Below are 14,094 nucleotides of genomic sequence, written 5' to 3' on the forward strand. Positions count from 1 at the left end.
CTGAAGTTAATTGTTAAGAACGGTTAAATATATTGTCGGGAAACAATTTTTCTAGCAGTTAATGTAACCGTTCTTTTCTTTTGATTGATAAACTATCAGTAAGAAGGAAGTCGTTAGGGAATACTGACATGGAAAGCGTTGCTTACATTTTGATTCTCGCTCTGGCTATTGGTACTCTGTTCTTTGCCATAGCTTTTCGCGAACCACCTCGCATTGAGAAAAAGTAAATTTTTTTGGTTTAATTCGCTAAAAATAGCCAAATCATATCCATTTTCCACCGCTGTTATCGCTCTTGGTAGCAGCGGATATTCCTTTATCAGGGAGCAGGAAGTAGTTAGAAGTCAGGAGGTTGGTTAGATAGCTCCGATCCCTCATCCTTCCCTTACCCCCTTACCCCTTACTCCTAGCTATGCAATGCCCTTTCTGCCAGCATCCAGATAATCGCGTTTTAGAATCGCGTTCTGCTGAAGCGGGACAAAGTATCCGCAGGCGACGGGAATGTTTGCGTTGTCATCGCCGCTTTACAACTTACGAACGGATTGAATTTGTTCCAATTACCGTTCTGAAACAGAATGGCGATCGCCAGTTATTCGATCGCTCTAAAGTTTTACGGGGAATTGTCCGTGCTTGCGAGAAAACGGGAATTTCAGCTTTGCGGATGGAAGCGATCGTCGATGAAATTGAAGCAGAACTGCAACAACGTGTCTCACGGGAAGTTAGCAGTCTGGAAATTGGCGAATTAGTTTTAAAACAACTGCGTTGCGAGAGTGAAGTTGCCTACGTGCGTTTTGCTTCTGTTTATCGCCAGTTTCAAACTATGAAAGATTTTGTCGAAACTTTGGACGATCTATCGCGTCAGGAAGCTCCAAATAATATCCCGATTGAAGATGAATATTGCCAGTGCCATGAATCCCCAGCTCAAACTGTTTCAATCGCCGATTGAAAGATTTTATCGCGATCGCACTATGGTAACCTTGTACGATTAACTCACATTAGGCGCTTTTCTGCTAAGGTAAGCAATGACATCTATAGATTGAATTCTACGAATCCATCACTCGAACTCTATCGATTCGGACTATATCTAAAGATTTTCAGTAAATTTATTCACAAAGCTCAGTTATAATTGAGAGTCTGTACTTAAATTGCGTCTAGATTAACTTCTCCTACGTTAGGATGGAATCAGAGATGTAGGTGTAATTTGCCTACGATCGACTTGCATATACATCGAGAGGAGGAAAAACCTTTCGGAGACTATTCCCAGGAAACAACCAGCATGGTCAATCAGAAAACACTTACTACAGAAATAGGCTTTACTCACGAAGATTTCGCGGCTTTACTCGACAAATACGATTACCACTTCAGCCCTGGCGACATCGTAGCTGGTACGGTATTTAGCATGGAGCCACGGGGCGCTCTGATTGACATTGGTGCTAAGACCGCTGCCTACATTCCCATCCAAGAAATGTCGATAAATCGGGTGGATGCTCCAGAAGAAGTTTTGCAGCCCAACGAAACGCGGGAGTTTTTCATTCTTACCGATGAAAACGAAGACGGACAGCTAACGCTTTCGATTCGCCGCATTGAGTACATGCGAGCTTGGGAGCGCGTCAGACAGTTACAAAACGAAGATGCAACAGTGCGATCGCTCGTATTCGCTACAAACCGCGGCGGCGCACTCGTGCGAATCGAAGGTCTGCGCGGATTTATTCCCGGTTCTCACATTAGCACTCGCAAGCCCAAAGAAGAGTTGGTCAGCGAGGAGCTACCGTTAAAGTTTCTAGAAGTTGATGAAGACCGCAATCGTTTGGTACTGTCACACCGTCGTGCTTTAGTTGAGCGCAAGATGAACCGCTTGGAAGTTGGCGAAGTCGTCATCGGTACGGTACGCGGGATCAAGCCTTACGGTGCGTTTATCGATATTGGTGGTGTCAGCGGTCTGCTGCACATCTCGGAAATCTCCCACGACCACATCGATACACCTCACAGCGTTTTCAACGTCAACGATGAAGTCAAAGTCATGATCATTGACTTAGATGCCGAACGAGGTCGGATTTCTCTGTCTACAAAACAGCTAGAGCCAGAACCAGGCGACATGATCAAGAACCGCGACTTAGTTTACGATAAAGCAGAAGAAATGGCTGCAAGATATCGCGAACAGATGGCAGCTAAGCAACAAGGAATTGATTTAAATGCTCCTGCTGAGGTAGAAGAACCAGTAGCAGTGGAAGAAGAAATTCCAGAGGCTACGGAAGAGCCAGTTGCTGTCGATACCGAAGAACCTATTGCTACCGATGCTGAGGAATTGCCTGCATCTGATGAGGATTTGCCAGCAGCAGTTGAGTAAAAAAATTATGCAAATCGCATGTAGAGACGTTACATGTAACGTCTCTACACCAAGGAGGGTTTAACCCTCTTTTTTTGTGGCGATCGCATCTGCTGGAATAATAGGCAGTAGGGGCGCACAGCTGTGCGCCCCTACCAGATTGCTAGATCTCCGAGGGCGGGTTTATCGGTCAGATTGGTTGTTAGTTAGACATGTCGAGAAACCCGCCCCTACAGTTGCGCGATTGTTTTGCTCATGGGGACAAACTCAATGCTGACTCCGTTGCCAATTGTATAGGCAACGCGATCGCTACCTGCGTATCCATATGCTTGATATAGCTTGACTCCTGGTAGGGTTGCCATCAATTCCAGCGATCGAAAACCACTGGCTTGAGCTTCGAGTTCGCATCGTTGTAAAATTGCCCTGCCGATGCCTTGTCTTGCCCAGCCAGGATGCACGAAAAAAGCCCGAATTTTTGCCGCATCGCAGTTGGGATCGAGATAGCCAGACTCGCGATCGCTATAGCGATCGCCGCCAAATAGCGTTTTGCGTTTACTCCAACCACCGCATCCCACTAACATTCCAGCCTCGGCAACAAAGTACGTACCATCTACAATCAGATCTGTATCGACACCAAAAACAGAAGCGATCGCAGCTTCAATCTGCTCGTCCGTATAATCTGCTCGACTCAAACCCCGTGCAGAAGCAGCAATTAATCGTTCGATTTGGACACGCTCGTCCAGGCGTGCTTGTCGTAAAATGATGCTCATCTCACAAGCAGTATGGTAGCGCTTAGATAGAAGCGTCAGTTAACACGAATATGGTAACAATTCAATGTAAAGACAAGCGCTTCAGTAATATCCAAGCAATTGTCTTCGATAAAGATGGCACGTTAGAAAATTCTGAAGAGTATTTACGCAATTTAGGACAAAAGCGATCGCGCCTGATCGATGCCCAAATTCCTGGGATTGGCGAACCCCTGCTGATGGCATTTGGGATTAATGGCGATCGCCTCGATCCGACAGGACTGTTAGCCGTGGGCAGTCGGCGCGAAACGGAAATTGCCGCAGCTGCTTATATTGCCGAGACTGGGCGCAGTTGGTTTGAATCCTTGGCGATCGCGCGTCGTACCTTTGAGGAAGCCGATCAGTATATCGGTACTGCCCCTTCACCCCTATTTGTAGGCAGCTTGGAAGTGCTGAAATATCTTAGTGATGCTGGCATCAAACTGGGGATTCTCTCTGCTGCCTCTACCGAACGAGTCCGCGCCTTCGTCCAACGCCATCAACTAGAAGCTTACGTCCAATTACAAATGGGCGTAGATACTGGCGTAAGTAAGCCCGATCCGATATTATTTTTGCAAGCTTGTCAAGCTTTGGGTGTAGTACCCCGTGATACCTTGATGGTAGGAGATTCTGCTGCTGATATTGAAATGGCGCGCAGCGCAGGGGCAGCGGGTTGTATCGGCATCTGTTGGGGCAGACCAGAAGTCGCCCATTTAGAAGCAGCAGACGTGGCTATTTCTCAACTCGATGAAATTCAAGTGATTTTTTGACCTGGGTACGGACGGGTTTATCAAGAAACTGCAACTACGACCAAGATTTCGGGTGAATCCGCCCCTACGAATGTTTGACTTTTAACTTTTGACTTTTGACTTATTGCAAATACTATGCTTGCTTCTACCCAAGAACTCCTCCAAACAGCACGGCAGAATATTTACGCGATCGGAGCCTTTAACATCTATAACTTGGAGGGAGTAAAAGCGGTAGTGAGTGCAGCCGAGGCGAATCGTAGTGCTGCTATGTTGCAGATCCATCCCAGTGCCTTAAAGTTCGGTCGATCGGCTTTAGTAGCAATGTGCCTGGAAGCCGCACGCACTGCTACAGTCGCTATTTCCGTTCATCTCGACCACAGCACTAACGCCAGCGATATTCGCCACGCTCTCACAGCAGGCATGAATTCGATTATGGCGGATGGCTCCCACTTACCATATCAAGACAACATGGCATTCACGCGGGAGATGACACGGCTTGCCCATAAATCTGGTGCGATCGTTGAAGCTGAAATCGGTCGCATCAGCGGTACTGAAGACGGTTTAACGATCGCGGAAAAAGAAGCCAAAATGACAGATCCCGCCCAAGCTGTGGAATTCGTCCGTACAACAGGAGTAGATGCTTTAGCCGTTACAATTGGTAACGTTCACGGAGAATATAAAAGTCCGCCCCGTTTGGATTTCGATCGCCTTGCTCGCATTCGCCGCCTCATCGATATTCCCCTCGTCTTGCATGGTGCGTCAGGATTACCAGCGTGGATGATTAGCCGCTCGATTCAGCTAGGCGTGTGTAAATTTAACGTCAATACCGAAGTGCGACAAGCTTATATGCGATCGCTCAAATCGGAAGTTTGTGCGGGTAATGGCAGCGACTTACTCGATATGGCAAGCGTTGCGATCGCGGCGATGCAGGAAGTGATTGCCGAAAAATTGCATTTGTTCGGTTCTGTTGGCAAAGCGCACCTGCACGAAACGCCCCACGCGCAAATGCTAGCAGGATTGGGGCGTTTTGCCCCTTAAATAGCACCCCTAAATAGTAGATTAAACAGCAGCAGACTTCATCGGATACATATCTCTTTGTTGTGCGTCGAGTTCGTCCCAGAATCTTTCCATAGCTGAATCCATCACCGAACCAAACACACCTCCCAACAGCGATCCGGCAACCGATCCTACCAGAGAACCGACTAACGAGCCAAGCAGCGCTGTACCAATCGAACCGCCAATACCTCCTGCAGTTGCTCCTACAATTGACCCAACTAACGAACCGCCAATGGAACCAACAAACGAGCAGAAAATAGAGCCGAGCTGAAACATCTCAGTGCGCTCCTGTGGTTGTAGATTTATTCTCTTACAATACAAGAAATTTCTCTTTTTGTAATAGTTTTGAGCGAAATTTTAACTTTAAAAATTTATGCTCAATTAGCGACATTCAAGTAGAGGTGGGCATTGCCCATCTTACTATCAAAATAAAGATGACAAGTAGCAATTTCGCCAATTAGATATATTTTAACTTTGTAACTTTACCTATCAATACCAAATATATTAATACCAATTGAGTATACTCATTCGCGATCGCACTGAGTTTATCAATAGCCTAAGCACAGATTTATAACACTATCATTCAGGTTGAAATTGACTAATTTTTCCCAACCAACTTAAGCCAAGTTGTCTATTGTGTTCGCGATAATAACTAACCATACAATTAATGTAAGTACCTTCTTGCGCCCATTGAGTACTTTGAAGCGATGAGTAAGGACGAATTACGAACATATGTTATCGAGCATCAAGACGATTGCGAAGCTTTTTATGCTCTTGCGGATCGTTTGACTGCAAAATCTGCATCTAAATGCTATCCTGCGTCAATGCCTATAGAAGAGACGCAGAAGATAATATTAGATCGTATTCAGCAGAAGCAACAATCGACAGAAACAGAAAAATAAGCAATAAAAATACCCTTGTCTATAACACGACAAGGGTTTCAAGAAATCTCGTACAACCAACTATTCGATCGCCAGTTGGGGCGCTTTCAAAGATACAGCTGGTGTTGGCTTTTGTTCTGCCAATGTCGGCACTGATTCCCGTAAATGAGCTGTCATTTGTATAGTTGTGGCATCATACATTTGAGTCAGCATTTTCGGGTACAAACCGATACCGATAATTGGTACTAGCAGACAGGCGATAATAAATATTTCTCGCGGTTCGGCATCAATCAAGGCTTCGTGAGAAGTTAATTCTTTGTTTTCTTGCCCGTAGAAAATCTCTCGCAGCATGGAAAGGAGATAAATCGGAGTCAAGATAACACCGACTGCCATCAGAAAGACGATAATCACTTTGAAAGTGGGGTTATAAGCATCGCTAGTCGCAAAGCCCACAAACACCATCAATTCGGCGACAAAACCGCTCATACCTGGCAGCGCCAAAGATGCCATCGAACAAGTCGTCCACATGGCGAAAATCTTCCGCATCTGTTGCCCGACACCACCCATTTCATCCAGCATTAGGGTATGGGTGCGATCGTATGTTGCCCCGACGAGGAAGAACAGACTCGCGCCAATCATCCCGTGGGAAATCATTTGTAAAATCGCGCCATTCAAACCCAAATCGGTAAAGGAGACGATCCCGATAACCACAAATCCCATGTGAGAAATCGAAGAATAAGCAATTTTTCGCTTCAGATTCCGCTGGGCAAAGGATGTCAAGGCAGCGTAAATAATATTTACCACACCCAGAATGACTAAGGCAGGGGCAAAGAAAGCATGGGCATCAGGTAGCATTCCCGCATTCATGCGAATTAGGGCATAACCACCCATTTTCAACAGAATTCCAGCCAGCAACATGTGTACTGGGGCTGTCGCTTCCCCGTGGGCATCGGGTAGCCAAGTGTGCAGAGGGAAGATGGGTAGCTTCACACCGTAGGCAATCAGAAAACCACCATACAGCCAAAGCTGAAAATTGAGTGGGAGGTCTTTAGCAGCGAGCGATCGCATGTCAAACGTTACGGTATCGCCGTAAAATGCCATCGCCAAGCCAGCCACCAAAATAAATAGCGACCCGCCAGCGGTGTAAAGGATGAACTTGGTTGCGGCATACTGCCGTTTCTTACCACCCCAAATTGCCAGCAACAAATAGACAGGAATCAGTTCTAGTTCCCACACTAGGAAAAACAGCAACATATCCTGCACGGCGAATACAGCAATCTGTCCGCCATACATTGCCAGCAATAAAAAGTAGAACAGGCGCGGTTTTAAAGTTACGGGCCAAGCAGCCAGGGTTGCTAGCGTTGTGATAAAGCCTGTCAGAATTACCAAGGGCATCGACAAACCATCGACCCCTACCGACCAATTCAAGTCCAATTGAGGAACCCAACTATACCTTTCCACCAATTGCAACTCTGGATTAGCCAAATCGTACTGGGTATAGAATGCGTAAACGATAATGGCAAAATCAATTAGCCCCACTACCAGAGCGTACCAGCGTCCTGTCGAGCCTTCTTTAGAAGGTGGCAGAAGCGGGATGAATAGCGAGGCAATGACGGGAAACAGAATGATTATTGTCAGCCAGGGAAAATTAGCTGTATTCATCTCTAACTAGGGAATAGGGAGTAGGGAGTAGGGAGTAGGGAGTGGGGAGTAGGGAGTGGGGGGAGACAAGGGAGAGGGGAAGAATTTTTCTTCCTTGTCCTCCTTGTCCTTCTTGCCCTCCTTGTCCTCTTTCTCTAACCCCTCACTCCTCGCTCTTCGCCCCTGAATTAAGTTACGCCAAACACGATTACCATACCGAGAACTGCGGCAAACACAATCAAGGCATAGAATTGGGCGCGACCGTTTTCTAGGTATTTTAAGCCTTCACCGCTAATCAGCGTAAAGAAGCCCGTGAGGTTTACCGCACCATCTACGACGCGATAATCGACTTCCATCACTTGACGGGCTAGGCGACGGCTACCCAGGACGAACACTTTGTAGTAGATGTCGTCAAAGTACCACTTGTTAAGCGATAGCTCGTAAAGCGGTTGAATTTTGGCAGCGATCGCGGCAGGATCGATCTTGCGCCACAAATACATCAACGAAGCCAAAGTAATTCCTATCAAAGAAATCCCTACCGAAGCCCCTGCCAAAGTGTAGAATTCTGTCGGCTCGAACTCGGCAGCTTTCTCCATCGCCATAGCTAAGGTTTCGCTAGGAGGATAGATAAACTCCTCGAAGTAATTTGCAAACGGCGTACCCACCAGACCAATCAGCATCGACGGTATAGCTAGGACTACCAAAGGTAGAGCCATCGTCCAAGGGGACTCATGGGGATGTTCGCTGTGTCCGTGGCTATCATGGCTGTCGTGGCTGCTAGCGGTTGCTGCCAATTCTCGCGTATCCATCGCCCCTGGTCCAAAATTAGGTACGAGGGCTGCTGATTTGAGTTCGTGGCGGATTTCCATTTCATTGCCTCGGAATTTCCCTTCAAATGTTGAGAAATACATCCGAAACATGTAGAAAGCCGTAATTCCTGCTGTCAGGTAGCCTACACCCCAAAGTAAAGGATTCGTGGCAAAAGCTGCCCCTAGAATCTCGTCTTTCGACCAAAAACCAGCAAAAGGCGGAATTCCCGAAATTGCCAAACAGCCAATCAAAAAGGTAATTGCCGTCACAGGCATATAGCGCCGCAATCCTCCCATGAGTCGCATATCCTGCGCCAAAACGGGGTCGTGACCGACAACGGCTTCCATCCCGTGGATGACCGAACCGGAGCCCAGGAAGAGCATTGCTTTGAAGTAAGCGTGGGTCATTAAGTGGAACAATCCCGCGCCATACGCGCCTAAACCCATCGCCATTACCATATAGCCCAATTGGGAAATGGTGGAATAAGCCAAGCCTTTCTTAATGTCGTTTTGAGTAATTGCGATCGTTGCCCCTAAAAATGCTGTAAACGCACCAGTATAAGCAATCACATTCATTGCCGCTGGTATGCCTTCAAACAAGGGATACATCCGAGCGATCAAAAATACCCCAGCTGCCACCATCGTCGCCGCGTGGATCAAAGCCGAGATGGGGGTGGGACCTTCCATCGCGTCCGGTAGCCAGACGTGCAAGGGAAACTGAGCTGATTTGGCAACTGGTCCTAAGAAAACCAGAACGGCGAATACAACTGCCAAGAAACTGCTGATAGAACCTGATTCAACCAGAGTTTGCAACCGTTCGCCAATTTCGCCAAACTCAAAACTGTTGGTTGCCCAGTAAAGTCCTAGAATGCCCAATAATAAACCAAAGTCACCCACACGGTTGACAACAAATGCTTTTTGACAAGCATCTGCTGCTGCCTTGCGATCGTACCAGAACCCAACTAGTAGGTACGAACACATCCCCACTAACTCCCAGAAAATATAAATCTGGACGATATTTGGGCTGACCACCAGACCGAGCATGGAAGAACCAAACAAACTCAGGTAGGAATAGAAGCGCACGTAACCTGGGTCGTGAGCCATGTAACCATCGGTATACACCATCACTAGCAAAGCTACCGTGGTCACTACCACCAACATCATGGCTGTCAGATGGTCGATCGTATATCCCATACTTAAATGGAAATTTCCGGCTGCTGCCCATTCCAGGGTTCTGGTATAGGGCGCGTGTCCTTGGATTTGACTCCAAAGAATCGCGAAAGACAGTGCCGTTGCTGCTCCCATTAAAGAGATGACAAATACAGCATTGAGTTGCCGCAGGCGGTTAGTCGCCTGATTTGCCGATATTAACCCCAGACCGACCAGCATCGCCCCGACCAGAGGTAATACCGGAATCAGCCAGGCATATTGATAGATAGCTTCCATCACTTGCGCCTACTTTGAGAACTTTACTACTAACTTAATGAAGCTATTAGCTTTTTTGTCATTTGTCATTTGTCATTGGTCTTTTGTATGGAATTGATTACAAATACCTGATGATGAATAACCTCTGATGACTAATCGCTTGCTCCAAACTGTTAACAATTGTGACACATGGCTCCGATCGTAAAATACCCCACCTGAGGGAACCTAGATGGGGAAAATTTACTATGACTTTAGCTTTATGAAGGGGCGAGGAGCGAGGAGCGAGGGCAAGAAAGGACAAGGGAGACAAGGAAGACGATTCAATTGACAATCAATTCCCACTTTCGACTTTTGACTTCTGACTTCTTTCCCTCACTCCTCACTCCTAACTCCTCGCCCCTATTTCCAGTCGAACGGAGTTAGCGTAGTCGTACTGAATTGACTTTAGTACTTGCCGAAGTTCATCTCGACTGTGTAGGCGATCTAATCGCTGTCTGACAATACCTTTCTCAATCAAAATCAGTGTGGGTAATGTTGTGAGTCGATAAGTATTGGATAATCTAAAATTTTCATCAGCATTTACACCCACTATCTTGACGTACTGGCTACCATGCTTGTGAAACTCTGATAGTACAGGTTGGATTAAATGACACACCCCACACCAGGGAGCCCAAAAATTGACTAAAACTGGAACTGATGATTCTAAAACTTCTTTTGTAAACGTCCGCTCGTTAACTGACAATACCATGTTTCCCCTACGCGGAATTATCTGAGTTTGCTATCAACTTGGAATTATGCTACATCGATTCGGGATCAATTCTAAAGTGGGAAAGATCGATTTTGTCAGTTATTGGGGAGTCGGGAGTGGGAGAGTGGGAGTGGGAGAGTGGGAGTCGGGAATTTCCAAGTAGTTAATTCTGGATTCCTCACTACCAGGGAACTTTGGCTGTAGCCTGGATCAGGAGTGGATGCGATCGCCACAATAAAAAGACAAAAATGGCAACACCGATGTAGGCAGGGCGGAGAAATTCTTGCCACTGTAGGGTTTGCCGTCCCTCCACGATCGCTAGAAAGGGAATGATGGAGGTGCGAGACTTAACTTTTTCAAATGCTTCTGAATAACGTTGACTCAAGCGGCGATCGCCATGCCACACTCCAAAGAGATGATGCAAGACTAAGCCAATGGAAGTGACGAGGGTAAAACTCGTCCCCAACCACAAAGTATGGGCAATACACCATATCAACTGTCCTACCATCTGCGGATGACGGGTGATGCGGATAACTCCCGTCTCGTAGAGATGGACTTCGGGTTTTTGGACTGCGGCAATTTCCAGTAAGTTAAATGTAGCGGGATAAAGAAAGAGGAAAGAAACAGCAGATAGCACCCAAACAATCTCGCGCACGCCTGGGACAGCTTGTACTTGCCAAAGTTGCGCTCCGTCGTAGCGATGGTTGAAAAAGTAAATTACTAATCCGACAGCTAAAGGTAAGCTGACGCTAGCAAATAAGACTCGGTAAAGCCTAGCACCAATCGCTTTTTCTGCCTGCATTCGCAGGGCGGCTAGACCGCTATGGGCGATCGCAAATCCTAGTAATAGACCCAGCATGACAAAATGGCTGGGTGTTAACCAACTGTGATTCATTTTAGGGGTAAGGGAGCAGGGAGCAGTGATCGGTGACCAGTGACCAGTTAATTCTGACTTACGACTTACGACTTTTCATTAGAAAATTTTATATATTTTGTTCCTGTAAAGCTCCGATCGCGAATTATTAGGTAACTTTATATATTAATGTGGTGTTAGGGTCATTTTCGCGGAATGTTTCCCACTTTGAGCAGATGACACATTCGCGCTCTCTCACTAATCGAGTAGGTTGCCTGAAGTCTCCTTTCGTATTCATGGATATAGCTGTATGTCTGACCTACCTTTCACCTTAGATCAGTTACGCATTCTTAAAGCGATCGCTGCTGAAGGGAGCTTCAAGCGTGCCGCTGACAGTCTTTATGTTTCTCAACCTGCGGTGAGCTTGCAGGTGCAAAATTTAGAGCGGCAATTGGACGTGCCTTTATTTGACCGAGGCGGACGTAGAGCGCAACTGACAGAGGCAGGGTATTTGCTGCTCAACTATGGCGAAAAAATTCTCAGCCTATGTCAAGAAACCTGTCGGGCAATTGAGGATTTGCAAAACCTTCAAGGCGGAACTCTGATTGTCGGTGCTTCTCAAACTACTGGCACGTATCTGTTGCCCCGCATGATCGGCATGTTTCGTCAAAAATATCCTGATGTCGCGGTACAGTTGCACGTCCACTCAACTCGCCGCACTGCTTGGAGCGTGGCAAACGGACAGGTAGACTTAGCGATCATCGGTGGAGAAATTCCCTCGGAGCTACACGAATCTTTACAGATCGCTCCTTACGCCGAAGACGAGCTAGCCCTGATATTACCAGTGCTGCACCCCTTAGCAAAAGCCGAGAAAATCTATAAAGACGACCTCTATAAACTTCAGTTCATCGCTCTCGACTCCCAATCGACTATTCGCAAGGTCATTGACTCTGTATTAACCCGCTGCGAGATCGATACGCGACGGCTCAAAATTGAAATGGAACTCAATTCAATTGAGGCAATTAAAAACGCCGTGCAGTCAGGATTGGGAGCGGCTTTTGTTTCCGTTTCCGCGATCGCCAAAGAGCTACAAATGGGTATCTTGCACCGCTCTGCAATTGAGGGGGTCGTGGTGCGACGGACACTAGCAGCAATCTTAAACCCCAACCGTTACCGCTCGAAAGCTGCCGATGCGTTTATCCGCGAGATTTTACCTCAATTTACAACTCCTGGTTGGGGCAAGGAACTGTTAGAGTCGCCGCGAGTTGCCAAGGAAACTATAGAAGTAGTAACGCCAGAGGTAGAAGAAGTGAATTGAGTTGTTTGAACTAGACAGCTAAATTAAAAGCTATAGGAGTGGTGCGTGGTGAGTGGTAAATCAACTTTCTCCCTCAGCCCCCTCAGCTCCCGGTCGCTCCCTCAGCTCTCTTCTAGCTGCTAGCCATTAACCCCTGCCGTTCATGGAAGTTTTCTGCACTCGTTTAGGCTGCCCCCGTCCGCTGAATCATTTTGCCGATCTCGATAACAGCGCCATTCTCAAAACAACAGAACAAAAATATTGCACTTGTTGCGGTATGCCGCTGATTTTACAGGGACGCTATCTACCGGTAAAACTACTAGGACAAGGGGGATTTGGTGCGGCTTTTTTGGCACGCGATCGCTATACGCCTGGGATGCGTCAGTGTGTCGTGAAGCAATTCAAGCCCTCTGGTGACTTGAGCGCTACTCAGCTCATGACTGCCCAAACCCTATTTGAACGGGAAGCAGTCGTCTTAGAGCAACTTGGCGATCGCCACGACCAAATCCCCGATTTGTTGGCTTTTTTTGAACTAAGCGTCCCGAGTTGGCAACCCAATAAACAGGAACGGTTTTTTTATCTCGTTCAAGAGTTTATCGACGGTGAAACTCTAGAAGCAGAACTAGAATCTCAAGGTCGGTTCTCCGAATCGCAGGTCTTGCAACTGCTCTACGCCATTTTACCCGTTTTACAGTTCGTTCACGAGCAAAAAGCGATTCACCGGGATATCAAACCTTCTAATATCATCCGCGATCGCCACGGTAAGCTTTACTTACTCGATTTTGGTGCGGTCAAACAAGTGACGAGCCAAGTAGGAGGAGCGCAATCTGCTTCGACCGGAATTTATTCTATGGGTTTTGCCCCTCCAGAACAAGTCTCAGGTGGGGAAGTTTACCCTTCTACAGACTTGTATGCCTTGGCTGTAACCGCAGTCAACCTACTCACTGGTAAAAAACCCACAGATTTATATGATGCCGGTCGCAATCAATGGCATTGGCGAATGCATGTTGAAGTGAGCAATGGCCTTGCCAGCATTCTTACCAAGATGCTATCAGCTCAACCGCAGCAGCGCTATCAGTCAGCTGCCACAGTCCTCGCCGCTCTGCACCAGCTCGATCGCCCCACCCCTACACCACCTACTCCCCCACCAATAACCAGGCGACCGAGTTTTGCTCTGTGGGAGGTTTTAACAGGAGCGGCTTTTAGCGGTTTTGAAGGCGCTTTGCTGGCGATCGCGCTTTCCAGCCTTTTTCCGACTCCCGCTATTGGTTGGGCGATCGCCGCTGTGATTTTAAGTGGTCTAGTTTTTGCCTTATCTCGTCGCTGGATCGAAAAAGTAGATTTATTAATTATTTCAGTAATTTCCTTGATAATTGTGGTTTTTATTCCTGCCCTGCACGCCAATCTCAACGTTTCTAGCATTTTGGTTCTGGCGATCGGTGGCGGACTAATTGCAGTTGCCCTCACAGCTTTATTTAAAATAATTTATCAACTACTCGATCGAATTCTTTAACGAGGGAGCAGGGA

At 47.0% G+C, this 14,094-nt stretch carries 14 protein-coding genes; 8 read left to right on the plus strand and 6 right to left on the minus strand.

Annotation, left to right across the window (positions count from 1 at the left end; translation table 11 throughout):
- Nucleotides 1-128 precede the first annotated feature (128 nt).
- From N4J56_RS28095 to N4J56_RS28105, 3 genes are all read left to right on the plus strand, one after another.
- Nucleotides 129-227 carry a photosystem II reaction center protein T gene (locus tag N4J56_RS28095; protein ID WP_009632497.1) on the plus strand — a complete coding sequence of 33 codons (99 nt, stop codon included), beginning with the start codon at nucleotides 129-131 and terminating at the stop codon, nucleotides 225-227.
- 182 nt (nucleotides 228-409) lie between these two features.
- Complete coding sequence (gene nrdR / locus N4J56_RS28100) at nucleotides 410-943, plus strand: transcriptional regulator NrdR (protein ID WP_317109426.1); 534 nt, start codon at nucleotides 410-412, stop codon at nucleotides 941-943.
- 330 nt (nucleotides 944-1,273) lie between these two features.
- The gene (locus N4J56_RS28105; RefSeq protein ID WP_410500619.1) at nucleotides 1,274-2,344 is read left to right on the plus strand and encodes a 30S ribosomal protein S1; all 1,071 of its coding nucleotides are present in this window, start codon (nucleotides 1,274-1,276) and stop codon (nucleotides 2,342-2,344) included.
- A gap of 209 nt (nucleotides 2,345-2,553) precedes the next feature.
- Here N4J56_RS28105 and N4J56_RS28110 read toward each other — a convergent pair whose 3' ends face one another.
- On the minus strand, nucleotides 2,554-3,093 hold the full coding sequence (locus N4J56_RS28110) for a GNAT family N-acetyltransferase (protein WP_317109428.1): 540 nt from the start codon (nucleotides 3,091-3,093) through the stop codon (nucleotides 2,554-2,556).
- A gap of 50 nt (nucleotides 3,094-3,143) precedes the next feature.
- Here N4J56_RS28110 and N4J56_RS28115 point away from each other — a divergent pair, with 50 nt between their 5' ends.
- Together N4J56_RS28115 and N4J56_RS28120 are read left to right on the plus strand one after the other, a co-directional pair.
- Nucleotides 3,144-3,878 carry an HAD family hydrolase gene (locus N4J56_RS28115; protein ID WP_317109429.1) on the plus strand — a complete coding sequence of 245 codons (735 nt, stop codon included), beginning with the start codon at nucleotides 3,144-3,146 and terminating at the stop codon, nucleotides 3,876-3,878.
- Between the two features lie 114 nt (nucleotides 3,879-3,992).
- A complete protein-coding gene (locus N4J56_RS28120) occupies nucleotides 3,993-4,895 on the plus strand; it encodes a class II fructose-bisphosphate aldolase (protein ID WP_317109430.1) in 903 nt (300 codons plus the stop codon).
- A 21-nt stretch (nucleotides 4,896-4,916) separates the two neighbouring features.
- Here the strand turns inward: N4J56_RS28120 and N4J56_RS28125 are convergent, their stop codons facing one another.
- On the minus strand, nucleotides 4,917-5,189 hold the full coding sequence (locus N4J56_RS28125; RefSeq protein WP_317109431.1) for a hypothetical protein: 273 nt from the start codon (nucleotides 5,187-5,189) through the stop codon (nucleotides 4,917-4,919).
- Nucleotides 5,190-5,620: 431 nt separating this feature from the next.
- On the opposite strand from N4J56_RS28125, the gene N4J56_RS28130 reads away from it, so the two are divergent.
- Nucleotides 5,621-5,815: a DUF6887 family protein gene (locus N4J56_RS28130; RefSeq protein WP_317109432.1), complete on the plus strand. Its 195-nt coding sequence runs from the start codon at nucleotides 5,621-5,623 to the stop codon at nucleotides 5,813-5,815.
- A gap of 60 nt (nucleotides 5,816-5,875) precedes the next feature.
- Here N4J56_RS28130 and N4J56_RS28135 read toward each other — a convergent pair whose 3' ends face one another.
- The 4 genes from N4J56_RS28135 to N4J56_RS28150 all read right to left on the minus strand — a co-directional run bounded on the left by N4J56_RS28135 (nucleotide 5,876) and on the right by N4J56_RS28150 (nucleotide 11,312).
- A complete protein-coding gene (locus tag N4J56_RS28135) occupies nucleotides 5,876-7,456 on the minus strand; it encodes an NAD(P)H-quinone oxidoreductase subunit 4 (protein WP_317109433.1) in 1,581 nt (526 codons plus the stop codon).
- Nucleotides 7,457-7,623: 167 nt separating this feature from the next.
- Entirely contained in the window at nucleotides 7,624-9,690 is a 2,067-nt protein-coding gene (locus N4J56_RS28140) for an NAD(P)H-quinone oxidoreductase subunit 5 (protein WP_317109434.1), read from the minus strand.
- Nucleotides 9,691-10,054: 364 nt separating this feature from the next.
- Complete coding sequence (locus N4J56_RS28145; protein ID WP_317109435.1) at nucleotides 10,055-10,417, minus strand: thioredoxin family protein; 363 nt, start codon at nucleotides 10,415-10,417, stop codon at nucleotides 10,055-10,057.
- A 181-nt stretch (nucleotides 10,418-10,598) separates the two neighbouring features.
- Nucleotides 10,599-11,312, minus strand: a complete 714-nt coding sequence (locus N4J56_RS28150) for an NnrU family protein (RefSeq protein ID WP_317109436.1) — start codon at nucleotides 11,310-11,312, stop codon at nucleotides 10,599-10,601.
- Between the two features lie 268 nt (nucleotides 11,313-11,580).
- Here N4J56_RS28150 and N4J56_RS28155 point away from each other — a divergent pair, with 268 nt between their 5' ends.
- Nucleotides 11,581-12,588, plus strand: a complete 1,008-nt coding sequence (locus N4J56_RS28155; RefSeq protein ID WP_015157340.1) for a LysR family transcriptional regulator — start codon at nucleotides 11,581-11,583, stop codon at nucleotides 12,586-12,588.
- A gap of 142 nt (nucleotides 12,589-12,730) precedes the next feature.
- On the plus strand, nucleotides 12,731-14,080 hold the full coding sequence (locus tag N4J56_RS28160; RefSeq protein WP_317109437.1) for a serine/threonine-protein kinase: 1,350 nt from the start codon (nucleotides 12,731-12,733) through the stop codon (nucleotides 14,078-14,080).
- Nucleotides 14,081-14,094: the final 14 nt, after the last annotated feature.

The organism is Chroococcidiopsis sp. SAG 2025, from assembly GCF_032860985.1.
Classification (GTDB): domain Bacteria; phylum Cyanobacteriota; class Cyanobacteriia; order Cyanobacteriales; family Chroococcidiopsidaceae; genus Chroococcidiopsis.

What these genes read in the sequence shown, in the direction of transcription:
- nrdR (WP_317109426.1), top strand. Translation starts at nt 410, where the DNA reads ATGCAATGCCCTTTCTGCCAGCATCCAGATAATCGCGTTTTAGAATCG.
- N4J56_RS28145 (WP_317109435.1), bottom strand. Translation starts at nt 10,417, where the DNA reads ATGGTATTGTCAGTTAACGAGCGGACGTTTACAAAAGAAGTTTTAGAA.
- N4J56_RS28140 (WP_317109434.1), bottom strand. Translation starts at nt 9,690, where the DNA reads ATGGAAGCTATCTATCAATATGCCTGGCTGATTCCGGTATTACCTCTG.
- N4J56_RS28120 (WP_317109430.1), top strand. Translation starts at nt 3,993, where the DNA reads ATGCTTGCTTCTACCCAAGAACTCCTCCAAACAGCACGGCAGAATATT.
- N4J56_RS28110 (WP_317109428.1), bottom strand. Translation starts at nt 3,093, where the DNA reads ATGAGCATCATTTTACGACAAGCACGCCTGGACGAGCGTGTCCAAATC.
- N4J56_RS28130 (WP_317109432.1), top strand. Translation starts at nt 5,621, where the DNA reads ATGAGTAAGGACGAATTACGAACATATGTTATCGAGCATCAAGACGAT.
- N4J56_RS28155 (WP_015157340.1), top strand. Translation starts at nt 11,581, where the DNA reads ATGTCTGACCTACCTTTCACCTTAGATCAGTTACGCATTCTTAAAGCG.
- N4J56_RS28095 (WP_009632497.1), top strand. Translation starts at nt 129, where the DNA reads ATGGAAAGCGTTGCTTACATTTTGATTCTCGCTCTGGCTATTGGTACT.
- N4J56_RS28125 (WP_317109431.1), bottom strand. Translation starts at nt 5,189, where the DNA reads ATGTTTCAGCTCGGCTCTATTTTCTGCTCGTTTGTTGGTTCCATTGGC.
- N4J56_RS28105 (WP_410500619.1), top strand. Translation starts at nt 1,274, where the DNA reads ATGGTCAATCAGAAAACACTTACTACAGAAATAGGCTTTACTCACGAA.
- N4J56_RS28135 (WP_317109433.1), bottom strand. Translation starts at nt 7,456, where the DNA reads ATGAATACAGCTAATTTTCCCTGGCTGACAATAATCATTCTGTTTCCC.
- N4J56_RS28150 (WP_317109436.1), bottom strand. Translation starts at nt 11,312, where the DNA reads ATGAATCACAGTTGGTTAACACCCAGCCATTTTGTCATGCTGGGTCTA.
- N4J56_RS28160 (WP_317109437.1), top strand. Translation starts at nt 12,731, where the DNA reads ATGGAAGTTTTCTGCACTCGTTTAGGCTGCCCCCGTCCGCTGAATCAT.
- N4J56_RS28115 (WP_317109429.1), top strand. Translation starts at nt 3,144, where the DNA reads ATGGTAACAATTCAATGTAAAGACAAGCGCTTCAGTAATATCCAAGCA.